Raw genomic sequence first — 22,049 nt, 5'->3', positions numbered from 1 at the left:
GCCATGATGGAGGCCATGCGAGTGGATGCGGCGGTGGACGGGCTGGACCCGGAGCAGGCGGCGGCGGTACTCGCCCCGCGAGGCCCGGTATGTGTACTCGCCGGCGCCGGCACCGGCAAGACCCGCACCATCACCCGGCGCATCGCGCACCTCGTGTCCGCCGGTCACGTCTCCGCCGGCCAAGTCCTCGCGGTGACCTTCACCGCCCGCGCGGCGGGGGAGATGCGGTCCCGCCTGCGTGCACTGGGAGTCGGCGGATCCGGCCCCCAGGTGCAGGCCCGCACCTTCCACGCGGCCGCGTTGCGGCAACTGCGCTACTTCTGGCCGCAGGTCGTCGGAGACATCCCGTGGCAGCTGCTCGACCGCAAGTTCGCGGTCGTGTCCCAGGCCGCGCACCGCGCCAAGTTCGCGACCGATACGGACACGGTGCGCGACCTGCTCTCGGAGATCGAATGGGCGAAGGGCTCGCTCATCGCGCCCGAGGACTATCCGGCCGCGGTCGCGCGGGTCCGCCGCGAACCCCCTGCCGAGGCTTCCCGGGTTGCAGCGGTCTACGAGATCTACGAGAAACTCAAGGTCCGCGAGGAGGGGATGTACCTCGACTTCGACGACCTGCTGCTGCACACCGCGAGCGCGCTCGAGGAGAACAGCGCCGTCGCCGAGGAGTTCCGCGACCGGTACCGCTGCTTCGTCGTGGACGAATACCAGGACGTCACCCCGCTGCAGCAGCGCGTCCTCGACGCGTGGCTCGGCGACCGCGACGACCTCACCGTCGTCGGCGACGCCAACCAGACCATCTACTCGTTCACCGGCGCCACCCCGAAGTACCTGCTCGACTTCACCCGGCGCTTCCCCGATGCGACGATCGTGCGCCTCGAGCGCGACTACCGCTCCACCCCGCAGGTCGTCGACCTCGCCAACCGGGTGATCGGCGCGGCCCGCGGCCGCATCGCCGGCACCCGGCTGCAGCTGATCGGGCAGCGCCCGCCCGGCCCCGAGCCGCACTTCGCCGAGTACGACGACGAACCGGCCGAGGCCACCGCCGTCGCGAAGGCGATCGCCAAGCTGCTGCGCGACGGGGTCGACGCCGCGGAGATCGCGGTGCTGTACCGGATCAACGCGCAGTCGGAGGTGTACGAGCAGGCGTTCACCGAGGCAGGGATCCCGTATCAGGTGCGCGGCGGTGAAGGGTTCTTCCAGCGCGACGAGGTGCGGCAGGCCGTCAACGCGCTGCGGCAGGTGCACAATCGCGACGACCTGCCCGAGGAATCGGGCCGGGGCACCGGGCTCCTCACCCTCGTCCGCGCGGTCCTGGTGCCGCTAGGCCTCACCGACACCGAACCGGCGGGTGCGCAGGCCCGCGAACGCTGGGCGTCGCTGACCGCGCTCGTGCAGCTCACCGAGGAACTGCTCGAGCACCAGCCCGAACTCACCCTCGACGAATTGCTGCGCGACCTCGCGGCACGCGCCGAAGCTCGGCAGCCACCGACCGTGCAGGGCGTGACCCTCGCATCGCTGCACGCCGCCAAGGGCCTCGAATGGGACGCCGTGTTCCTCGTCGGACTCACGGACGGCATGCTCCCCATCAGCCATGTCACCGGCGACAGCAACACCCCGCCGGACGAGGCGGGCATCGAGGAGGAACGCCGCCTGCTGTACGTCGGGGTGACCCGCGCCCGCGTCCACCTGCACCTGTCGTGGGCGCTGTCGCGCAGCGAGGGCGGTCGCCGGACGCGGCGCCGGTCCCGGTTCCTGCACGGGCTCATCCCGGAGGACTCGCCGGCCTCCCGCATCGCGACACCCCCGCCCTCGAAGAAGAAGCGGCCGCAGTGCCGGGTGTGCGGCAAGCCGCTGATGGGGTCGACGTCGACGATGCTCGGCCGGTGCGAGACCTGCCCGTCGAACCTCGACGAGGACCTGCTGGTGGCCTTGAAGAACTGGCGGCGGGAACGCTCGAAGGAGCAGAAGGTGCCGGCCTACGTCGTGTTCAGCGACAACACGCTCGTCGCGATCGCCGAGCAGCGGCCGGGCGACACCCGATCACTGGTGGCGATCCCGGGGATCGGTGCGAAGAAGCTCGAGCAGTACGGCGAGGACGTGCTGGCCCTCGTGCGCGGCGAACGCACCGCGGACACTCTCGACCTCTGACCGCAAAACCCTCTGACCGCAAAACCCTCTGACCGCAAAACCGCAGGTAGAAAATAACTTGTGCGATCGACGGCATCGAATCTAGGCTGGACGATGTTGTCACGGGAAGAGCTCGTGCGCGAACGATGTGAGGAGGTGGCCACGATGATCGGCTTCAAGGCAGCTGCAGCAGCACTGGCCGCCGCGCGCGTCGTGGCGCCGCTCGCTGCCGCACGGCAGGCGCATCGCCGCCGCGCCGCCGCCGCCTCGTCCGTGGCCCGAAGCCGGTTCCGGGAGATTCCCCGGTAACCAGCCCCATCGTTTCGGCCACGGACCCCGCTCAGCGGACCGTGGCCGTTCTTCTTTCCGGCCACCGGTTCGCTCACATCATCCGAACCAGCCAGAAGGAGGCCCTTGTGCCGACCGCAACTGTGCCCACCACGACGACCGCGACCGTGACCGAGATCGTCGTCGCGATCGACCGGACCGGGGCGGCACGTGTGCGTGAACTCCCGTGCCGACAGGACAACCCGGACCTGTGGTTCGCCGAGACCCCGGCCGAGCTCGAGCAGGCCAAGGCGCTGTGCACCGGCTGCCCCATCCGCACGCGCTGCCTCGCGGCGGCACTCGATCGCGCGGAGCCGTGGGGTGTGTGGGGCGGCGAGATCTTCGATCGCGGAACCGTCGTCGCACGCAAGCGTCCCCGGGGTCGCCCCCGGAAACAGTTGGTGTGCGCGTGAATTCGTGACCACTCCGGACCCGGTCCGGGGCCCTCGGGATCAGGGGATCACTCGAGGACCTCGGACCGGTCGTCCGTGAAACCGGGCAACCATTCCGACAGGATGCGCATGTACGGTGCGTACGCGTCGAGCTGCGCGCAGATTCCCACCGAGCCCAGCAGCACCCGGAACACACTCACGTACTCCGGCGGCAGGTTCAGCGTCCGCGCGGTGCGGAACTGCGGGCTCGAGAAATCGGTGGCCGTGCCGGCGGCCTTCTGCAGCCACGCCCGCGTGAAGTGGAACGATTCGGTGCGGATCGGATCGGTGAACGGCCGGAGGTAGTCCGCGATCTCGCGGTCCGTCACCTCCTTGCCGGGCAACACGAACCGATGCGAGTACAGCAGTTCGGTCAGCTCGTCGAACCGCTCCTCCACGGCCAGGCGCACCATCCGGCCCAGCACCGGCGGCAGCCCGTCGGGCATCGCCGCGGTCGCCCCGAAATCGATGATGCCCAGGCGGCCGTCGTCGAGCAGCATGAAGTTCCCGGGATGCGGATCGCTGTGCAACAGCCCGACCACTGCGGGCGAGGCGAAATGGAACTCGGCGAGCAGCGCCCCCGCGCGGTTGCGCTGCTCGCGGGTGCCGTTCTGGATGATCGCCGACAGCGGTGTTGCCGAAAGCCATTCGGTCACGACCACTTTCGGTGCGCTCGCGACAACGTGCGGCACCACGAAGCGGGGGTCGCCGTCGAACGCCCGGGCGAAGGCCCGCTGGTTGTCCGCCTCGATGCGGTAGTCGAGTTCCTCCTCCGTGCGGGCGGTCAACTCGTCGAGGACCGGACGCACGTCGGTCCCCGGCATGACCGTCCCGAACAGACCCGCGAATCGTTGCAGCGTGCGCAGATCCGCGCGCAACGCCTCGTCGGCACCCGGATACTGCACCTTCACCGCGACGTCGCGACCGTCGGACCACACCGCCCGGTGCACCTGCCCGATGCTCGCCGACGCCGTCGGCACGTCGTCGAACGAGGAGAAACGCTCGCGCCAGCGGGTTCCCAGCTGCTGATCGAGTACCCGGTGCACGGCCTTCGCGGGCAGCGGTGGAGCCTCGGACTGCAGCTTGGTCAGTGCCTCGCGATACGGCTCGGCGAACTCCTCCGGGACGGCGGCCTCCATGACGCTCAGTGCCTGCCCGAATTTCATGGCGCCGCCCTTGAGCTCGCCGAGGACGGAGAACAACTGCTCGGCCGCCTTCGCGGCCAGCTCGGCGTCGATCTCGTCGCGGTCGCCGCCGGCGAGTCGGCGTCCGAAACCGACTGCGGCGCGTCCGGCGATCCCGAGCGGGATGCTCGCCAGTTTGGCGGTGCGGGAAGAGCTCTTACGGGGAATCTCGGCCACGCCCACCATCATGCACGACCGGGCCCCGTCATCGGTGCGCACGTGCATCGCGGATGCCGGAACCAACGGCGTGTCGTGAACCGGTGCGCGCCGAGGTCCACCTCGAGGGTGCGGTCGATCAGGATCGGCGCGTTCTCCGGCCGGCCGGCCGCGAGGGCGTCGATCTGCCCGACCGCGACCGCCGCAGTCGCGAGGACCACGGCGGGATCGGCGCGTCCGACCCGGCCCCACAGCTGGGTCGCCAGGTGCGGCCACGCGGGATCCAGATCGGTTCGGACCAGGTCCGCGCAGCGCAGGCAACTGGTCCGGCCGGGGACCACGAACGGGCCGACGACACCGCGTCCGTCCCGGAGCCGGACCGGCAGGTGCGGGATCCGGTTCCGCATGAGATCCAGGACGAGATTCGGATCCGGCGTCAGATCGTCGGTGAGCAGTACGCAGTGCACGTTCCAGGTCGTGACGTCGCTGGTCTGCGGATACGAACCGGACCGCGACACCCGCACCGACGACACCGTCAGGTGTGCGGCGACCGCATCGGCGATCGGACCGTCTCCGTGGATCCGCACGCGCGGTTCCGTCGTGGGGGCCGGACCGGTGTGCGCCGCGGGGTCCCGCAGCGCCCCGCACGCGACGAGATCGTCGAGGATCGCGTCGACCGCGGCCGCGTCCATGCCGCGATCCGCGACGTGGGCAAGCACCGTCTCACGCGGGTGGCGACCGTCGAGCATCCGCAGCACGGTGAGCAGATCGAACGTGTCGATGCCCTCCGGTGGGGCCAGCAGGGCCCCCGTCTCGGGTCCCCAGCCGAGCTGGACGGTGCCGTCCGGGCGGCGCAGCAGTTCGAGGCAGGGGTCCAGGGTGGGGCCGGGCGGGTGCGCAGGTGACGTCATGACGTCGAGCCTGACAGCCGCAGCGTCCGGCAACGCCCCCGATCAGCGGGTTATCCACAGGCAGAAACCGGTTGCTGCCTGCGGGAACAGGACGTCAGGCCGATTCGTCGGGACCGGCCTCGCGGCCCTGCTCGCCGTTGCCCTTCTCCTTCTCCTTCTCCTTCTCCGCGCGCTCGCGTTCCTCGACGGCCCGCAACTGGGCGATCGGATCGTCGAACGCCCCGGTGTCGCCGCCGAGAACCCGGTCGACGAATCCGGCCGGGCTGTCCAGGTCGGACGACTCGGGCAACAGGTCCGGATGGGCCCACACCTTGTCCCGCGCGTCCGTACCGGCCTGTTCGGTGAGGGTCCGCCACAGCGTTGCGGCCTCCCGCAGCTTGCGCGGCCGCAGTTCGAGGCCGACCAGCGTCGCGAAGGTCTGCTCGGCGGGACCGCCCGACGCACGCCGGCGACGTAGGGTCTCGCTCAGCGCCGACGTCCCGGGGATCCGGTCGCCGAGCGCGTCGGACACGACGGTCTCCACCCAGCCCTCGACGAGCGCGAGCAGTGTTTCGAGCCGTTCGAGCGCCTGCTTCTGTTCCGGGGTGGTCTGCGGTTCGAGGGCGCCCTGCTTGAGAATCTCCTCGAGCTTCGACGGATCGGTCAGCGCGGACGGGTCGAGGCCCTGCGCGAGATCCTCGATGGCGGAGAAATCCATGCGGATGTTGCGGGCGTAGTCCTCGACGGTCGAGAGCAGCCGCTGCCGCAGCCACGGCACGTGGCTGTACAGACGCTGGTGCGCCGCCTCGCGGGCGGCCAGGAACACCAGCACCTCCTGCGCGGGCTGTTCGAGGCCGTCACCGAACTTGTCGATCGCTTCGGGCAGCAGCGCCGCGGTTCCGGCCGGGCCGAGCGGCAGGCCGATGTCGGTGGAGGTCAGCACCTCCTTCGACAGCTGGCCGAGCGCCTGACCGAGCTGGGAACCGAACGCGAGCCCGCCCATCTGCCCGAACATGCCGAGCATGGGGCCGGCCATCTGCCGGGCTTCCTCGGGCAGGCCCTGGATCCACATGCCGTTGATCTGCTCGGCCACCGGATCGCACAGCCGCTTCCAGGTGTCGAGAGTGTTCTCGAGCCACTCGACCGGCGTCCACGCGACCGTGCGGGTCGCGCCCGCCGGGAGCGTTGTCGCACCGTCGAGCCACAGTTCCGCGAGGTGCGCCGCGTCGCGGATCGCATCGGCTTCCCCGGAGGAGACCGGCGTGAAGGACCCGACCTGCTGCCGGGCCAGTTTCATGGCGACCTCGTAGTTCACCGGCCCGGTGCCGCCGGTGCCCATCGCGTTGCCCATCCCGCTGAGCATCTGGCCGAACTGGGAGAGCATCTGGCCGAGCTGGGCGGGGTCGAAGCCCTGGGCGCCGAACGGGTTGGCGCCGGGGTCACCACCACCGAACGGGTTCGCACCGCCCGGCAGCCCGAAGCCGAACGGGAAGCCGCCGGACGCACCGCCCTCGGATCCGGACCCGCCGGTGCCGGAGCTGTCGTCTTTCTTCCGGTCCGGGTCGTCGTCGGAGTTCGAGAAGCCGAAAGGCGTGTCGCTCATGTATCCAACGGTACAAGGCGTCCGACGGCGATCGGTCCTGCGTGGTCACGCTGATCGCGAACATCGGCTGCCGCTACCCTGGACCGGGTGAATCGACGGTTCGTGACGCCGCTCGCGGTGCTGGTCCCCCTTCTGGCTCTGGCGGGTATCGCCACCAACGTGAAGGTTCCGTACGTGGCGCTCGGCCCGGGGCCGACGTTCGACACACTCGGCGAGGCGGACGGCAAGCCCGTCGTACAGATCGACGGCATCGAACCCGACACGACCACCGGTCAGCTGCGGATGACCACTGTCGGCGTCAACGACCAGCTGACTCTCGCGCAGGCACTGACGGTGTGGATCAGCGACCGGTACGCGCTCGCCCCGCGCGAGACCGTGTATCCGCCGAATGTCAGCAAGGACGACGTCCGTGCCGCCGACCAGGCGCTGTTCACCCAGTCCGAACGCAGCGCCGAACTCGCCGCGCTGCACCACCTCGGTCTGCCGGTGACGGTGCGGGTCGCGCAGGTCGGCGAGGACGCGCCCGCGACCGGCGTGTTCCGCGAGGGAGACCAGATCGTCGCGGTCGCGGGGGAGCCGGTGACCACGGCCGGAAGCGTGCAGCGCGCCGTCGGGGCGGCCGCACCGGGTACGGAACTGGCCGTCCAGGTCCGCCGCGACGGCATGGACGAGGACGTGCAGGTCACCGTCGCGGCGCGTCCGGGTGACCCGGAGAAGGGCTACCTCGGGATCACCACCGAAGAGGTGCCCGAGGTGCCGTTCACCGTCACCTTCAACCTCGCCGACATCGGCGGCCCCTCGGCCGGCCTGATGTTCAGCCTCGCCGTCGTCGACAAGCTCAGCCCCGGCCCGCTCAACGGCGGGCTCGCCGTCGCGGGCACCGGCACCATCGATTCGGACGGCAAGGTCGGACCGATCGGCGGCATCACCCACAAGCTCGACGGCGCGGTTGACGACGGCGCGACCTACTTCCTGGTGCCCGCGGACAACTGCGCCGAGGCCCTCACCGACGTCCCCGACGGGCTGCAGCTGATCCGGGTCGAGTCGCTCGACGACGCGATCGACGCCCTCGCGACCGTCGCCGCCGGTGGCGACGCACCCACCTGCGCGTGACCGCGGGACGTCAGTCCTCGTCGGGTTCGAGCGTCGCGTAGAGCGCGGCGACCAGGTTCGGCGCCAGGTTCTCGTAGGTGCGCAGTTCGATGCCCGCGAACGGATCCTCGTCGTCGGTGGGGCGCAGCTGCAGCAGGCACAGCGACGGCCCGTCGCGCAGCACCCCCGCGATCAGGCGCGCCTCACGCCGGTCGGGATGACTGTGCGCCGCGAGCCGCGCCGCCTCGTCCGCGGCGTGCGCGTCGGCCAGCCGCGGCGCGAGTGCGTCGTCGAGATCGGACTCTGCGCTGGGCGGCAACACCACGATCTCCTGGACCAGCACACACCCGGCCACCGACGACGGCCAGCTCGTGGTCGCCAGGAATTCGTCGAGCGCGGGACTGCCACCCTCGACGTCCTCGGGGAAGGCGTCCTGTTCGATCGGGGTGTATTCGCTGCCCTCGTCGAGCCGGTCACCGAGCGATGGTTCCTCCGCAGCCAGCAGCGCGGTCGGGACCAGCGCGAACATCACCGGCGGACGGCCCCAGCCGTCGGCGTCGACGAAGTCGACGATCTCGCCGACGCAGCGGCGCAGGCCTTCTTCGGAGGGGACGGGAAGATGCTCACTCACCGTCCTATCCTTGCACCGTGAGCCTGCGGTGAATCACCGCGGCTCACGGGACCGGTTCCGTGAGTCCGTCGATTCGGCGGCAGGAGCGATTCGTTCCGTAGAGTTGGGGCGAAACGGTCACCGGTGTACGCGCGCGGCGCGCGATGCACGGGGGCGAGCAACTGCGGCGTGATCGGCGCCGCCGAAGAGTTGGGAGTGTGACACGTGGGAATGAGGCCCCCATCAGGGGTACCCACCCTGTCCAAACGCAGCAAGGTTCTGCTGATCCTCGCGCTGGTGGTGGCGGCCTTGTTGTTGCTCGGTCCCCGGCTCGTCGACGCATACACCAACTGGCTGTGGTTCGGTGAGGTGGAGTACCGCGACGTGTACGTCAAGGTGCTGGTGACCCGCATCGTCCTGTTCGTGGTCACCGCGCTCTTCGTCGGCGCCGTCGTGTGGCTGGCGATGCTGCTGGCCTATCGATCGCGGCCGGTGTTCGTGCCCACGGCCGGTCCCAACGACCCGGTCGCGCGATACCGCACCACGGTGATGACCCGCATGCGCATGTTCGGGCTCGGCATCCCGATCGTGCTGGGTCTGCTGTCGGGTCTGGTCGCGCAGGCCAGTTGGGTCACCGTGCAGATGTTCTTCAACGGCGGCTCGTTCGGCACCGTGGATCCGCAGTTCGGGCTCGACGTCGGGTTCTACGCGTTCGACCTGCCGTTCTACCGGTTCCTGCTGAACTGGATGTTCGTCGCGGTGATCCTCGCGCTCATCGCGAACCTGGTCACCCACTACATCTTCGGCGGTATCCGGCTCGCCGGCCGCGGCGGCAACGTCAGCCGTGCCGCGCGGATCCAGCTCGCGGTTCTCGCCGGTGTGTTCGTCGCGCTCAAGGCGATCGCCTACTGGCTCGACCGGTACACGCTGCTGTGGAGCGGCCGCAAGGAACCCACGTTCACCGGCCCCGGCTACACCGACATCCACGCGGTGCTGCCGGCGAAGCTCATCCTGCTGGCCATCGCGGTGATCTGTGCGATCGCGTTCTTCGCCGCGATCGTGTTGCGGGATCTGCGGATCCCGGCGCTGGCCACCGCGTTGCTGGTGCTTTCGTCGATCCTCGTCGGCGCGGTGTATCCGCTGGTCGTCGAACAGTTCTCGGTGCGCCCGAACGCCGCGGACAAGGAATCCCCGTTCATCGAACGGAACATCGCCGCGACCCGCGAGGCGTACGGCATCACCGACGACAAGGTGGAGTACCGGGACTATCCGGGGGTCGGCACCGCGTCGCCGAGCAATGTGCCCGCAGACCTGACGACCATCGCGAACACGCGTCTGCTCGACCCGAACGTGCTGCCGCGCACGTTCACCCAGCAGCAGCAGCTCAAGAACTTCTACGGGTTCCCGCAGTCGCTCGACATCGACCGGTACAGCGTGGACGGGAAGGTCGAGGACTACATCGTCGCCGCCCGCGAGCTGTCCCCGTCGAGCCTGACCGGCAACCAGACCGACTGGATCAACCGCCACACCGTGTACACGCACGGCAACGGCCTGGTCGCCGCGCCGGCGAACCGGGTCAACGCGGCCGCCAGCGAATCGGCGGAGGAAGCCGCCAACAGCAACAGCGGCTACCCCGTGTACATGGTCAGCGATCTCGCCTCGCTCAAGACCGACAGCCAGGTGATCCCGGTCGAGCAGCCGCGGATCTACTTCGGTGAGGTCATTGCGCAGGCGAATCCGGATTACGCGATCGTCGGTGCCGCCGGCGACTCCGGGCCGCGCGAGTACGACACCGACACCGACAAGTACACCTACGACGGTTCCGGTGGTGTCTCGATCGGGAACTGGTTCAACCGGCTCGCGTTCGCCGCGAAGTACGCCGAGCGCAACATCCTGTTCTCCGGCGCGATCGGCGAGGATTCGAAGATCCTGTTCAACCGCGACCCCCGCGACCGTGTCACCAAGGTCGCGCCGTGGCTGACCGCCGACGGCGACGCCTACCCGGCAGCGGTGAACGGGCGGATCGTGTGGATCGTCGACGCGTACACCACGCTCGACAACTATCCGTACGCGCAGCGCAGTTCCCTCGAGGGTCTGGTCGAGGACAGCATCGACCAGAACACCGGCCGGTTGCTGCCCCGCAAGGAGGTCTCGTACATCCGGAACTCGGTGAAGGCGACCGTCGACGCGTACGACGGAACGGTCACCCTGTACCAGGTCGACGATCAGGACCCGGTCCTGAAGGCGTGGATGGGTGTGTTCCCGGATGCGGTGACCCCGCAGGAGGCGATCACCGACGAGTTGCGTTCGCACTTCCGGTACCCGGAGGACCTGTTCAAGGTGCAGCGCGAGATGCTCGCGAAGTACCACGTGGACGACCCGCGTGAGTTCTTCACGAACAACGCGTTCTGGTCGGTGCCGTCGGATCCCACCGTCGAGACGAACGCCAACCAGCCGCCGTACTACGTGCTCGTCGGCGACGAGGAGACGGCGGCGCCGTCGTTCCGGCTGACCTCGGCGATGGTCGGCTACAACCGGCAGTTCCTGTCGGCGTACATCTCGGTGGACGCCGACCCGAAGGACTACGGGAAGTTCACGATCCTGCAGTTGCCGACGGACACCCAGACGTTCGGTCCCGAGCAGACGCAGAACGCGATGATCTCCGATACCCGGGTGGCGTCGGAACGGACGCTGCTCGAGCGGTCGAACCGCATCCACTACGGCAACCTGCTCACCCTGCCGATCGCGGAGGGCGGCATCCTGTACGTCCAGCCGATGTACACCGAACGCAACTCGACCGGTGGCAGTACGTCCACGTTCCCGCAGCTGTCGCGGGTGCTGGTGAGCTATCGCGAACCGGGACAGGGCGGCGGCGTGCGCATCGGCTACGCCCCGACGCTGGCGGGCGCGCTGGATCAGGTGTTCGGCGGTGGCGTCGGCAATGCCGCCACCGCGCCGGGCGGCGAATCGGCACCGACCGCACCGGCGGAGCCGGGCGCGAACGGTGAACAGGCGCAGGGGTCCGTGCCGCAGCCCGCACCGCAGCCGGCGGCGCCGGCTCCGGTGCCCGCGGACCGGGCCGCCGCCGTGAACGAACTCGACGCCGCGCTGACCGAGCTGAGCAACGCGCAGCGCAGCGGTGACTTCGCGGCCTACGGCCGGGCCCTGGAACGGGTCCAGCGGGCGGTCGACGCCTACCAGGCGACCGGCGGCTGATCGGTAGGTTCAACCACGAAGCCGGGCCCCGCACTCAGTGCGGGGCCCGGCTTCGTTGCGTTCGGTCAGCGGCCGGCGACGTCGATCAGCTGCTGGAACTGGGCGCCGAGACCGTTCTGCTCGGCGAGGACGCGTGCGGCGTCGATGGCCTGCTGCACCTGGTCGCCGGGCACGGGGGCCGCGGGCGCGACCGGAGCAGCCGGGGCCGGCGCCGGGGCGGGTGCCGCCGGAGCGGGCGCGGGCGCGGACTCGGTGGTCAGGTACTGACCGCACACCGGCCACGCACCGGGACCCTGGGACTGCAGGGTGTTCTCGGCGACGCGGATCTGCTCTTCCTTCGACGCGGTGTGCGGGCTGCCGGTGCCGCCGTTGGCGGTCCAGGTGCTCTGCGAGAACTGGAGGCCGCCGTAGTAGCCGTTACCGGTGTTGATGGCCCAGTTTCCGCCGCTCTCGCACTGCGCGACGCCGTCCCAGTTGTGGGTCGCTGCGGAGGCGGTGCCGGTGGCCAGGCCGACGGGGAGGGCGACGAGGGCGCCGGTGACGACGGCCATGCCCAGGCCGCGCTTGCTGAACAGAGTGGTCATGCGGGTGGATCCTCTCCGCGCTCGCTGACGGCGGCGGGCCCTGGCATCCTCGTCACACCGGATTCGGCGTCGATCGGGAGCGGGCGCGTGTCGTGGCCGCGTCCCTGCCCCTCGAAGGATTCGTAGGCACCGGATCCTGCGGGGCAGGGTGTCAGCAGCGGCAGTCCGGTGTTGGCCCGGTGGTTTCGGGCCGGGACCGACCGTACAGAGCGGTCGCGTCGGCGTATACCCACCCGATTCGGCGGACGCGTGTCCAACTGGTGAGACCGTCGACCGGCATTTCCCCAGGTCGACGGTCGAAAATAACGGTCAGCCACCCGTTCTGTTACACGCCCGTTATGTGAAATGAATCATGCGTGGAATGTGGTCCGGGTCACCAGTTTTCGCCTGTTGTCTCGGGTGGCGGACGCCGATTTTCGGTTCGGCGAGCCGGCGGGTGCCGTCCCCTGGAGGTGGCGGTGCAGGCGATTTGCCTTCGGTTCGAACGCTCGTGTAACTTCGTTTCTGCAACGCGGGGTGGAGCAGCTCGGTAGCTCGCTGGGCTCATAACCCAGAGGTCGCAGGTTCAAATCCTGTCCCCGCTACCACCGGAAGGCCGGCATCCGAATTCGGATGCCGGCCTTTCCTTTTGCCCGCGTCCGCCCAATTTTTCCGAGCGAATGTACCGTTCGCTCGGTTGAAGGAGCCGAGCGATACATTCGCTCGGAGGGGACCGGTCAGATCTCCATGTCGACGAGCACGCGGCGGAGCAGCTTGCCCGTCGTGTTGCGGGGAAGTTCCTCGAGGAAGATCACATCGCGCGGCACCTTGTAGCGCGCCAGATTCGCCTTCACGTACGCCTTGATCTCCTCGGGGTCGCGGGCTGCTGTGGGTGTGGGGACCACGAACGCCCGCAGGCGGGCGCCGAACTCGGGATCCTCCACCCCTACTACCGCCGCGTCGAGCACGTCGTCGCGTTCGACCAGCAGGTTCTCCACCTCCAGCGGATACACGTTCTCCCCGCCGGAGATGATCATGTCGTCGTCGCGGCCGTCGACGAACAGATAGCCGTCGGCGTCCCAGTGACCGACGTCGCCGGTCGAGAGCAGACCGCGGATGCGTTCCTTGTCCCGCCCGTCCGTGTAGCCCTCGAAGCTCAGTCCGCTGGCGGCGAAGATGCGGCCGGACACGCCGGGTTCGGTGACGGGGTTACCCGCGTCGTCGAGGATCTCCACCCGGCACGACACGGGTGGGCGGCCGGCGGTTCCGGGCGCGCGCCGCAGGTCCTCGGGGGTCGCGACCGTCGCGACCGCGCACTCGGTCGACCCGTAGAGGTTGTGCAGGACGTCGCCGAACGCCTCGCGGGTGCGCCGGCACAGATCGGGGGACAGGGCCGACCCGGCAGCGAAGATGATCTTCAGGCTCGAGGTGTCGAACTCCGCGATCTTCCCGATGCCGAGGTCGAGGATGCGCTGCAGCATCGTGGGCACGACGACCAGCACGTTCGCCCGTTCGCCCTCGATGAGCCGCAGGGTTTCGAGCGGATCGAACCGGCGCGCCATGATCACCGTCTGCCCCAGCGCCAGGGCCATCGCCATCTGGGAGACGCCGGTGCCGTGGAAGGCGGGCGCGGCCATGAGCATCCTCTGGCCACGACGCAACGGAACCCGGTCGAGGAACTGGGCGGATGTGAACGGCGAGGTCCGGCCGCGTGGCGCGCCCTTCGGGGTGCCGGTGGTACCGCTGGTGAGCAGCACGAATCCGCCCGGCTCCGACGGCGCGGGGACCGGCGACCGATCGAACTTGTAGAGCAGCGAGTCGATGGCCGGTGCGCCGGGAACCAGCTCGTCCTGCCACGACAGATAGGTGCGGGTGCCCTCGGGCAGGGCAGCGGCCGCGGCGGCGAACTCGGAGTCGAACACGAACGTCTCGACGTTCTCGCGGGCCGCGATGTCGGCGAGCTGGCGGGGTGCGAGTCCGGTGTTCATCAGCACGAGTTTCGTGCCGAGCTTCGCCGACGCGAGCATCGTCAGGACCAGGCCGCGGTGGTTGCGTGCCATCACACCCAGCACGGTGCCGGGGCGGATGCCGTCGGCCTGCCAGGCCCGCACCAGCGCGTTGGACATGCCTTCGAGGTTCCGGTAACTGACCGCGCCACGTTCGTCGATGATCGCGATGGCCTCGAGGCCGCGTGCGACGTCGGCGTGCACCGGCCCGGCGAACGGTCCGTACTTGCGCACCGCGAGGAGCGTGGAGACCGTGTGGTCGACCCGGGGGAACGACAGTACCCCGGCGCGCTGCATGACCATGAGCGATCCGACGGTGTCGGTGACCTTCCGGACGAGATCCTGCGCCGACATACGACACCTCCTTGTGCCCGATGGATGCACCCACATCGTGACCCAAATCACAGCCGATGGGGGCACCTTTGCGCTCACCGTCGCCCCGGGTAGGGGAGGAAGCTCCGATGTCGGGGGTCGATGACAGGGTGGAGGTGTGCTCGAGTTGACCGCCGACGCGGCCCGACGCGTCGTCCTCGCCGCCCAGGGTTTCGCGGACCGTCGCCCGGCCGGCCGTGCCACGCGCCGTCACGTGCTGCGCGCGGTCCAGCGCACGTCGTTGCTTCAACTCGACTCGGTGTCGGTCGCCGTGCGCGCGCACTACATGCCGGTGTTCAGCCGGATCGGTGGTTACGACCGCGAACTCCTCGACACCGCCGCCTGGCAGAACACGAGCCGGTCGCCGCGCGCCCTCGTCGAATACTGGGCGCACGAGGCCGCGCTGATCCCCGTCGACGACTGGCCGCTGATGCGGTGGCGCATGAACCGCTACTCCCACGGCCGCTGGGCCGGGGAACGACGTGTGGTGGAGCAGAATCCCATGCTGGGCAGGGATGTGCTCGACGTCGTCAGGGAGGTCGGTGCCGCCACCGCCGGGGACATCGAACGGCACCTGCGGATCACGCCGCAGGGCCGCGGCGGGCCGTGGTGGGGACGCACCGAGACGAAGGTGATCTGCGAACAGCTCTTCGCCTCCGGCGCGTTGTCGGTCGACCGGCGGGTCGGCTTCACCCGGCACTACGACTTGGCCGAACGTGTCCTCCCGGACGACGTGATCGGCGTGGAGATCGACGAGCGCGACGCGATCCGCGAGCTCGTTCGTCGTGCGGCACGGTCGCTGGGGGTGGCCACCGCCGCGGATCTGCGCGACTACTACCGGCTCTCGGCCGAGCAGACGGCGGCGGCCCTGGCCGATCTCGTCGACGAGGGCGCGCTCGTACCCGTGACCGTGCGCGGCTGGTCCGATTCTGCCTACCTGGATGCCGCCGCCCGGATCCCGCGACGCGCGCACGGCACGGCGCTGCTCTGCCCCTTCGATCCGCTCGTCTTCTGCCGGCCGCGCACCGAGCGGCTCTTCGGCTTCCGGTACCGCATCGAGATCTACACGCCCGCCCACAAACGCGTGCACGGCTACTACGTCTTCCCGTTCCTGCAGAACGGTGACCTCGTGGGGCGGGTCGACCTCAAAGCCGACCGCGGAGCCGACGCCCTGCGCGTGCCGGGCGCGTTCGTCGAACCGGGTCGCGACGCCGGGGAGGTCGCCGAATCCCTCGCCGTCGAGCTGCGGGAGATGGCGACCTGGCTGGGACTGTCCGATGTCGTGGTCGGGGACCGCGGCGACCTGGTCGCCGAGCTGGCGGCGCGCCTCTGACCACCCTTCGGGGTTTCGTGAACGGCCAGGACGGGCATCTGCATCGCATGACGCCCCACGTCGGCACGACTTCGCCCACCGACTCGATCCGCACGACGGTTGTCGCACTGAGTGCGGTCGTCGCGGTGCTCTGTTCGTTCCCCGGCTCGGGAGCGGTTGCCGGAACCCCGATCTCGGAGGCGGCGGGAGGAGCATTGTCGGCTGATGCGACGGCCGTCGCGCCCGGCGGCGCCGCCTTCTCGATCTGGACGCTCATCTACGTCGGGTTGATCGCGCTCGCAGTGTGGCAGGCGCTGCCGCAGCAGCGCGCGAATCCGCGTCAGCGACAGTCAGGGTGGTGGATCGCCGCGTCGATGCTGCTCAATGCCGCATGGATCCTGGCCGTCCAGGTCGATCTGGTGTGGCTCAGCGTCGTGGTCATCGCGGCGCTGCTCGGGGTTCTGGCCAGGGTTTTCGTATTGCTCACGGCAACCCGGCCGGAGTCCCGGCTCGAGGCAGTGGTGGTCGACGGCACCATGTTCGTGTATCTGGGCTGGGTGGCGGTCGCGACGGGGGCGAACATCGCCGCCGCGCTGCAGGCCGACCGCCTCGACCCGCTGGGTCTGGGAGCGGACACGTGGGCGGTGATCGTCCTCGCGCTGGTGGCTGTGGTGTCGGTGTTCCTGGCCGTTGTCGGACGCGGGCGGCTCGCGGTCACGGCCGCGATCGTCTGGGGGCTGTTGTGGATCGCGCTGGCGCGCATCGACTCCGACGGCTGGCAGTCCACACCTGCCGCGGTGGCCGCGGCCGTTGCCGCCGTCGTGGCAGCGGTGTCGGCTGTCGTCGTCCGGACCGCCACGTCGAAGCCGGAACCGCGATTCTGATCACGGCGGCATCTTTCGCTCCATCGCCGGTAGGTTCGTCGGCATGCCCGAACAGCCCGACGAGAATCGACCGCACCCTCCCTACGGCTGGAGTCTTCCGGGCTCCGACCCTGACGACTGGGATCGAGTGCGTGCCAACCTCGTTCCGGGGCAGCGATTGTCCGGAACCGTCGCACTGATCCCACGGCCGGGCGCGATCGGCATCTTCGTAGACCTCGGTCTTCCCGTCGGCGGATTCGTCGACGTTCTGTTGCTTCCCGACGACACCGGCAGCTGGCCCGCAGAGGGGACCGTCACGGACTTCCTCGTGTGGTGGATGGACCCGGAGAGGCCTCAGATACGCCTGGTCCCCACCGAATCCCGTTTCCGCCGTGAGGACTTCGACACCTGGTGCCTCACCCACGCTCCCACCGGCGATCCGCGGGTTCTCGAATCCTTCCGGTTCGACTCGTGAGCCACCCGAGGTCGCACGGAAACCGGTCCGGGCCGCCGTGGCGCCCCGGACCGGTTTCTCGCGTTCGACCCGCTTACTTGAGTTCGGAGGACGACTTGCCGAGCAGGCGTCGCGCGACGATGAGCTGCTGGATCTGCTGGGTGCCTTCGAAGATGTCGAGAATCTTCGAGTCGCGTGCCCACTTCTCGAGCAGCGGCCGCTCCGAGTAGCCGTAGGTGCCGGCGAGTTCGACGGCCTTGAGCGACACCGCGGTCCCGGTGCGTCCGGCCTTCGCCTTCGAGATGGACGCCTCGAGCGAGTTCGGCTTCTTGTTGTCGGCCATCCACGTGGCGCGCAGCGCGAGCAGGTAGGACGCTTCCCAATCCGCCTCGAGCGCCAGGAATTCGGCGGCCGCGGCGTGCTGGTTGTTCGCCGGGATGTCGTAGGACACCTCGATCCCGGCCTCGGACAGGATCGCGCGCAGTTCCTCGAGCACGGCCCGTCCCAGGCCGATCGCCATACCGGCCACGATCGGCCGGGTGTTGTCGAAGGTCTGCATGACGCCCGCGAAGCCTTGTTCGACGTTCACCTCGGGGGAACCGAGGATGTTGTCCTTGGGGATTCGGCAGTCCTGCAGAACCAGGACCGCGGTGTCGGATGCCCGGATGCCGAGCTTGTGCTCGAGCCGGGCGACGCTCAGTCCCGGTGCGTCGCGCGGCACCACGAACGACTTGATCGCCGCGCGACCCTTGGATCGGTCCACGCTGGCCCAGACGACGACGTGCGTCGAACGCTCACCGGCCGTGACGAAGATCTTCTCGCCGTTGAGGACCCACTCGTCGCCGTCGAGCACGGCGGTGGTGGTCACGGCCGCCGAGTCGGAGCCGAAACTCGGTTCGGTGATCGCCATCGAGGCCCACACCTTGCCGAACCGTTCGAGCTGTTCGTCGGTGGCGACCGCGGCGATCGCCGAGTTGCCCAGGCCCTGGTAGGGGATGGACAAGGTCAGTCCGACATCGCCCCAGCAGGTTTCGATGACGTTGAGCAGTCCGGCCATGTTGCCGCCGTTGGCGTTGCCGCCCTTGGCGTCCTGCTTCTTCGCGTCGCGCCCGAGCGCGGCGCCGGCCGCACCCTGCCCGGAGTCGTTGAGCCCCTCGACCATCGCGGCCATCGTGTCGAGCTCGACCGGGTAGACGTGCTCGGCGAGGTCGTACTTGCGGGAGACCGGGCGGAAGATCTGCGCGGCGACCTGATGGGCCTGATTCGCAGAGGCCTTGAGCTTCTTCGGAAGTTCGAGATTGATCATCTACAGATTCCTTGTTCGGGTCGGACCGCTCAGATGAGGACGATGCCCTCGGCGACGCCGACGGCACGCAGGTCGCGGTACCAGCGTTCGACGGGATGTTCCTTGGTGAAACCGTGGCCGCCGAGCAACTGCACGCCGTCGAGGCCGATCTGCATGCCCTTGTCGGTCGCGAGCTTGCGGGCCAGCGCGGCCTCGCGGGCGAACGACAGGCCCTGTTCCGCGCGGGAGGCGCCGCGCAGGGTGACGAGACGGATGCCGTCGAGCTCGATCTTGATGTTGGCGACCATGAAGGCCACCGCCTGACGGTGGCTGATCGGCTCACCGAACGCCTGGCGCTCGTTGACGTAGGGGATCACGTAGTCGAGCACGGCCTGGCCGGTGCCCATCGCGAGCGAGGCCCAGCCCAGACGGGCCAGACGCACGGCGTCGGCGTACTGCTCGGCACGCAGGTCCGCAGCGGCGGTGTCGAGCGAATCGGTTCCGTCCGAGCCGAGCAACGCCGACTGCGGTACCGCGACGTCGTTCAGGTGCAGCCGGCCGAGGCCGGCGGCACGCAGGCCCATGCTGGGATCGGCCTCGACGACGACGCCCTTGCTCTTGGCCTCGACGATGAACAGGGCCGGGCGGCCGTCGAGTTCGGCGGCGACGACGAAGAGCTCGGCGCTGCCCGCGGCCGGGACGAACGACTTGACGCCGTTGAGGCGGTAGCCGCTGGGGGAGCGCACTGCCTTGGTCTGCAGGGCGAACGGATCGAACAGGGCGTGCGGCTCGGCGATCACCACGGAGGCCTGCGGCACGTCGTCGCTCGCGAAGGCGGGCAGGTAGGTCTTCTGCTGCTCGTCGCTGCCCCACTGGGTGAGCGCGACGGCGACGCCGCTGGGCGCCAGGATCGGCAGCGCCAGGCCCATGTCGCCGTGCGCGAGTGCTTCGGCGACGAGTGCGTTGGTGACGGTGCCGCGCTCGGTGGCGGCGCCGTCGAACGCCTCGGGGACGTTGACGAGGGTGATGCCGAGCTCGGCGGCGCGGGCGAGCAGGTCGGCGGGCGCCGCTGCGGCCTCGTCGGCGTCGTGGGCCGCGGGCCGGAGGATCTCGGCCGCGAATTCCTGGACGGTCTCGACGATCATCTGCTGATCGTCGGTGGGGGTCAGATCGAAGAAGTCGCTTCTCTTCGGTGCGTCGAGGCGCTGCGGCGCACCGCCGCCGGAGACCTTCTTGAACGCGCGGGTGGCGGCACCGAGCGTCTTGAAGCCGGTCTTGGTGGACTGGTACGTGGCCCGGTCGATGGTCTGACGGAAGTTGTAGCGATCCGCCAGCTCCGAACCGGTGATTCGCGTGAGCACGCGCATCGCGGCGCCCATGACGTCCCGCTTCACCGGGTTCAGGCCGACCGCAGACGTATCGCGTCGGGGGGTCCGGGCCACACTGTCTTGCTTGCTCATGATCACCAGAAGTCTCTCGAGGGGATCGGACCCCACCAACCTTACTCTGGAGTAAGAAGAGTGTCTACTACGGAGTAAGAAGCTTCCGGCGACCGCGCCGACGCAGGTCAGTGAGCCGGACGCAACCTCGCGAGCACGTCGTCGTGCAGGGCCGAATTGGTCGCGACGGCGCTGCCGCCGTGCGGGCCGTCCACGCCCTCGACGTTGGTGAACCGGCCCCCGGCCTCGCGGATCAGCACATCGAGCGCGGCCAGGTCCCACAGCGAGACCTCCGGCTCGAGCGCGATGTCCAGGGCGCCCTCCGCGAGCAGACAGTAGGAGAAGAAGTCGCCGTACGCGCGGACCCGCCACACCTCGTCGGTCAGGGCGATGAACTCGTCGCGCAGGCCGCGGTCGCGCCAGCCCGACAGGCTCGAGAAACTCAGCGACGCCGACTCCGGGCGGGTCACCTCCGACACCGCGATCCGGCGCGGCGCCCCGCCCTCGAAGGACGTCCACGCGCCCTGTCCCGCGACCGCCCACCACCGGCGGTTCAGGGCCGGGGCGCTGACCACGCCGACCACCGGCACGCCGTCGTCGAGAAGCGCGATCAGGCTGGCCCACACCGGCACCCCGCGCACGAAGTTCTTGGTTCCGTCGATCGGGTCCACCACCCACTGGCGGCCGGAGAACACCGCGTCGCCGCCGAACTCCTCGCCGAGCACCGCGTCCGCCGGCCGCTCGGCACCCAGCACGTCGCGGACCAGTCGCTCCACCGCGAGATCCGCGTCCGACACCGGGGTCAGGTCCGGCTTGTCGCTCACCTTGAGGTCCAGCGCACCGAAGCGGGCGCGGGTGACGGCGTCCGCCTCGTCGGCGATGCGCAGGGCGAGGTCCAGGTCGGCGGTGAAGTCGGTGGTCATGCCCAGAACGCTAGCCGGTAACCTTGGAAATCGTGCATCCCGATGTTTCCGCAGACCTGGCCGAGCTCGCGACCACCCTCGAGACCGTGGAAACGGTCCTCGACGTGGAGGAGCTGCGCCGTCGAATCGACGAACTCGAGCACCAGGCCGCCGACCCAGAGCTGTGGAACGACCAGGAGCACGCGCAGCAGGTCACCAGCCAGCTCTCGCACGCCCAGGGCGAACTGCGCCGTGTCGAGGAGCTGCGCTCGCGGCTCGACGACCTGCCGGTGCTCTACGAGCTCGCCGAGGGCGAGGAGGGCGACGACCGCGCGGCCGCGCTCGCCGACGCCGACGCCGAACGCGCGGCGCTGCGCGCCGACATCGAGGCGATGGAGGTGCGCACCCTGCTGTCCGGTGAGTACGACCAGCGCGACGCCCTGGTGAACATCCGGGCCGGTGCCGGTGGTGTCGACGCCGCCGACTGGGCCGAGATGCTCATGCGCATGTACATCCGCTGGGCCGACAAGCACGGTTACGGCGTCGAGGTCTACGACACGTCCTACGCGGAAGAAGCCGGCATCAAGTCGGCGACCTTCGCGATCAAGGCGCCCTACACGTACGGCACGCTGTCCGTCGAAATGGGCACCCACCGCCTCGTGCGCATCAGCCCCTTCGACAACCAGGGACGTCGCCAGACCTCCTTCGCCGAGGTCGAGGTCCTGCCGGTCGTCGAGACGACCGACCACATCGACATCGACGAGAACGACGTGCGCGTCGACGTGTACCGGTCGTCCGGTCCCGGTGGCCAGTCCGTCAACACCACCGACTCCGCGGTGCGCCTGACCCACATTCCCACCGGCATCGTCGTGACCTGCCAGAACGAGAAGTCGCAGCTGCAGAACAAGGTCTCGGCCATGCGCGTGCTGCAGGCCAAGCTCCTCGAACGCAAGCGTCAGGAGGAGCGCGCCGAGATGGACGCGCTCAAGGGCGACGGCGGCAGCTCGTGGGGCAACCAGATGCGCTCGTACGTGCTACACCCGTACCAGATGGTCAAGGACCTGCGCACCGAGTACGAGGTCAACAATCCGTCGGCGGTGCTCGACGGTGAGATCGACGGATTTCTCGAAGAAGGCATCCGCTGGCGCATGCGCGAGAACCAGAACCAGTAACCGCCCGACCCGGTAATCGCTCGACCCGACACTTCACAGACCCCA

The 22,049-nt window shown here is 69.4% G+C and carries 18 protein-coding genes and 1 tRNA gene; 10 read left to right on the top strand and 9 right to left on the bottom strand.

Translation table 11 applies throughout. The features are described 5' to 3' along the window. The first annotated feature begins 15 nt into the window (after positions 1 to 15). The 3 genes from ACWDTS_RS07330 (at position 16) to ACWDTS_RS07320 (ending at position 2,867) form a co-directional block, all read left to right on the top strand. On the top strand, positions 16 to 2,148 hold the full coding sequence (locus ACWDTS_RS07330) for an ATP-dependent DNA helicase UvrD2 (RefSeq protein WP_197254313.1): 2,133 nt from the start codon (positions 16 to 18) through the stop codon (positions 2,146 to 2,148). A gap of 144 nt (positions 2,149 to 2,292) precedes the next feature. Then, positions 2,293 to 2,436, top strand: a complete 144-nt coding sequence (locus ACWDTS_RS07325; protein WP_450110726.1) for a hypothetical protein — start codon at positions 2,293 to 2,295, stop codon at positions 2,434 to 2,436. Between the two features lie 146 nt (positions 2,437 to 2,582). Next, complete coding sequence (locus ACWDTS_RS07320; protein WP_307846392.1) at positions 2,583 to 2,867, top strand: WhiB family transcriptional regulator; 285 nt, start codon at positions 2,583 to 2,585, stop codon at positions 2,865 to 2,867. A gap of 47 nt (positions 2,868 to 2,914) precedes the next feature. Here ACWDTS_RS07320 and ACWDTS_RS07315 read toward each other — a convergent pair whose 3' ends face one another. The 3 genes from ACWDTS_RS07315 to ACWDTS_RS07305 all read right to left on the bottom strand — a co-directional run bounded on the left by ACWDTS_RS07315 (position 2,915) and on the right by ACWDTS_RS07305 (position 6,718). Beyond that, on the bottom strand, positions 2,915 to 4,258 hold the full coding sequence (locus ACWDTS_RS07315; RefSeq protein WP_450110727.1) for an ABC1 kinase family protein: 1,344 nt from the start codon (positions 4,256 to 4,258) through the stop codon (positions 2,915 to 2,917). Next, on the bottom strand, positions 4,255 to 5,136 hold the full coding sequence (locus ACWDTS_RS07310) for a TOMM precursor leader peptide-binding protein (protein ID WP_450110728.1): 882 nt from the start codon (positions 5,134 to 5,136) through the stop codon (positions 4,255 to 4,257). Before ACWDTS_RS07310 ends, ACWDTS_RS07315 begins: the two co-directional genes overlap by 4 nt. A 94-nt stretch (positions 5,137 to 5,230) precedes the next feature. Further along, positions 5,231 to 6,718 carry a zinc-dependent metalloprotease gene (locus tag ACWDTS_RS07305; RefSeq protein WP_450110729.1) on the bottom strand — a complete coding sequence of 496 codons (1,488 nt, stop codon included), beginning with the start codon at positions 6,716 to 6,718 and terminating at the stop codon, positions 5,231 to 5,233. Between the two features lie 87 nt (positions 6,719 to 6,805). On the opposite strand from ACWDTS_RS07305, the gene ACWDTS_RS07300 reads away from it, so the two are divergent. Beyond that, positions 6,806 to 7,831, top strand: coding sequence for a YlbL family protein (locus ACWDTS_RS07300; protein WP_197254329.1), 1,026 nt, complete (start codon positions 6,806 to 6,808; stop codon positions 7,829 to 7,831). Positions 7,832 to 7,841: 10 nt separating this feature from the next. Here ACWDTS_RS07300 and ACWDTS_RS07295 read toward each other — a convergent pair whose 3' ends face one another. Further along, a complete protein-coding gene (locus ACWDTS_RS07295; RefSeq protein WP_197254330.1) occupies positions 7,842 to 8,441 on the bottom strand; it encodes a PPA1309 family protein in 600 nt (199 codons plus the stop codon). Positions 8,442 to 8,645: 204 nt separating this feature from the next. Between ACWDTS_RS07295 and ACWDTS_RS07290 the strand changes: the two genes are divergently transcribed. Further along, a complete protein-coding gene (locus ACWDTS_RS07290; protein WP_450110732.1) occupies positions 8,646 to 11,636 on the top strand; it encodes a UPF0182 family protein in 2,991 nt (996 codons plus the stop codon). A gap of 65 nt (positions 11,637 to 11,701) precedes the next feature. Here the strand turns inward: ACWDTS_RS07290 and ACWDTS_RS07285 are convergent, their stop codons facing one another. Beyond that, positions 11,702 to 12,220 (bottom strand): transglycosylase family protein, encoded by a 519-nt coding sequence (locus ACWDTS_RS07285; RefSeq protein ID WP_450110733.1) that lies wholly within the window; start codon positions 12,218 to 12,220, stop codon positions 11,702 to 11,704. A gap of 510 nt (positions 12,221 to 12,730) precedes the next feature. Between ACWDTS_RS07285 and ACWDTS_RS07280 the strand changes: the two genes are divergently transcribed. After that, positions 12,731 to 12,807: transfer RNA gene (locus tag ACWDTS_RS07280), tRNA-Met, on the top strand. A 129-nt stretch (positions 12,808 to 12,936) separates the two neighbouring features. Here the strand turns inward: ACWDTS_RS07280 and ACWDTS_RS07275 are convergent. Continuing rightward, complete coding sequence (locus ACWDTS_RS07275; RefSeq protein WP_450110734.1) at positions 12,937 to 14,559, bottom strand: acyl-CoA synthetase; 1,623 nt, start codon at positions 14,557 to 14,559, stop codon at positions 12,937 to 12,939. A gap of 136 nt (positions 14,560 to 14,695) precedes the next feature. Here ACWDTS_RS07275 and ACWDTS_RS07270 point away from each other — a divergent pair, with 136 nt between their 5' ends. The 3 genes from ACWDTS_RS07270 to ACWDTS_RS07260 are packed head-to-tail and all read left to right on the top strand — an operon-like array spanning position 14,696 to position 17,227. Next, a complete protein-coding gene (locus tag ACWDTS_RS07270; RefSeq protein ID WP_450117877.1) occupies positions 14,696 to 15,910 on the top strand; it encodes a winged helix-turn-helix domain-containing protein in 1,215 nt (404 codons plus the stop codon). A gap of 47 nt (positions 15,911 to 15,957) precedes the next feature. Then, positions 15,958 to 16,773, top strand: coding sequence for a TspO/MBR family protein (locus tag ACWDTS_RS07265; protein ID WP_248673369.1), 816 nt, complete (start codon positions 15,958 to 15,960; stop codon positions 16,771 to 16,773). A gap of 43 nt (positions 16,774 to 16,816) precedes the next feature. Further along, positions 16,817 to 17,227 (top strand): hypothetical protein, encoded by a 411-nt coding sequence (locus ACWDTS_RS07260; RefSeq protein WP_248673368.1) that lies wholly within the window; start codon positions 16,817 to 16,819, stop codon positions 17,225 to 17,227. Between the two features lie 73 nt (positions 17,228 to 17,300). Here ACWDTS_RS07260 and ACWDTS_RS07255 read toward each other — a convergent pair whose 3' ends face one another. The 3 genes from ACWDTS_RS07255 to hisN all read right to left on the bottom strand — a co-directional run bounded on the left by ACWDTS_RS07255 (position 17,301) and on the right by hisN (position 20,853). Further along, on the bottom strand, positions 17,301 to 18,512 hold the full coding sequence (locus ACWDTS_RS07255) for an acyl-CoA dehydrogenase family protein (RefSeq protein ID WP_248673367.1): 1,212 nt from the start codon (positions 18,510 to 18,512) through the stop codon (positions 17,301 to 17,303). A 29-nt stretch (positions 18,513 to 18,541) separates the two neighbouring features. Continuing rightward, the gene (locus ACWDTS_RS07250) at positions 18,542 to 19,957 is read right to left on the bottom strand and encodes an acyl-CoA dehydrogenase family protein (RefSeq protein WP_450117887.1); all 1,416 of its coding nucleotides are present in this window, start codon (positions 19,955 to 19,957) and stop codon (positions 18,542 to 18,544) included. A 101-nt stretch (positions 19,958 to 20,058) separates the two neighbouring features. After that, positions 20,059 to 20,853 carry a histidinol-phosphatase gene (gene hisN / locus ACWDTS_RS07245; RefSeq protein WP_450117876.1) on the bottom strand — a complete coding sequence of 265 codons (795 nt, stop codon included), beginning with the start codon at positions 20,851 to 20,853 and terminating at the stop codon, positions 20,059 to 20,061. Positions 20,854 to 20,885: 32 nt separating this feature from the next. On the opposite strand from hisN, the gene prfB reads away from it, so the two are divergent. Then, positions 20,886 to 22,004, top strand: a complete 1,119-nt coding sequence (gene prfB, locus ACWDTS_RS07240) for a peptide chain release factor 2 (protein ID WP_248673365.1) — start codon at positions 20,886 to 20,888, stop codon at positions 22,002 to 22,004. Positions 22,005 to 22,049 lie beyond the last annotated feature (45 nt).

This window comes from Rhodococcus sp. NPDC003383 (assembly GCF_053589115.1).
The sequence above is the reverse complement of the archived record's forward strand: the minus strand, read 5'-3'. Positions and strand labels throughout refer to the sequence as shown.

Bases quoted from the DNA above. Each gene is read 5' to 3' on its own strand.
- ACWDTS_RS07330 (WP_197254313.1), top strand. From the start codon at position 16: ATGCGAGTGGATGCGGCGGTGGACGGGCTGGACCCGGAGCAGGCGGCG.
- ACWDTS_RS07325 (WP_450110726.1), top strand. From the start codon at position 2,293: ATGATCGGCTTCAAGGCAGCTGCAGCAGCACTGGCCGCCGCGCGCGTC.
- ACWDTS_RS07315 (WP_450110727.1), bottom strand. From the start codon at position 4,258: ATGATGGTGGGCGTGGCCGAGATTCCCCGTAAGAGCTCTTCCCGCACC.
- ACWDTS_RS07310 (WP_450110728.1), bottom strand. From the start codon at position 5,136: ATGACGTCACCTGCGCACCCGCCCGGCCCCACCCTGGACCCCTGCCTC.
- ACWDTS_RS07305 (WP_450110729.1), bottom strand. From the start codon at position 6,718: ATGAGCGACACGCCTTTCGGCTTCTCGAACTCCGACGACGACCCGGAC.
- ACWDTS_RS07285 (WP_450110733.1), bottom strand. From the start codon at position 12,220: ATGACCACTCTGTTCAGCAAGCGCGGCCTGGGCATGGCCGTCGTCACC.
- ACWDTS_RS07275 (WP_450110734.1), bottom strand. From the start codon at position 14,559: ATGTCGGCGCAGGATCTCGTCCGGAAGGTCACCGACACCGTCGGATCG.
- ACWDTS_RS07265 (WP_248673369.1), top strand. From the start codon at position 15,958: ATGACGCCCCACGTCGGCACGACTTCGCCCACCGACTCGATCCGCACG.
- ACWDTS_RS07260 (WP_248673368.1), top strand. From the start codon at position 16,817: ATGCCCGAACAGCCCGACGAGAATCGACCGCACCCTCCCTACGGCTGG.
- ACWDTS_RS07255 (WP_248673367.1), bottom strand. From the start codon at position 18,512: ATGATCAATCTCGAACTTCCGAAGAAGCTCAAGGCCTCTGCGAATCAG.
- hisN (WP_450117876.1), bottom strand. From the start codon at position 20,853: ATGACCACCGACTTCACCGCCGACCTGGACCTCGCCCTGCGCATCGCC.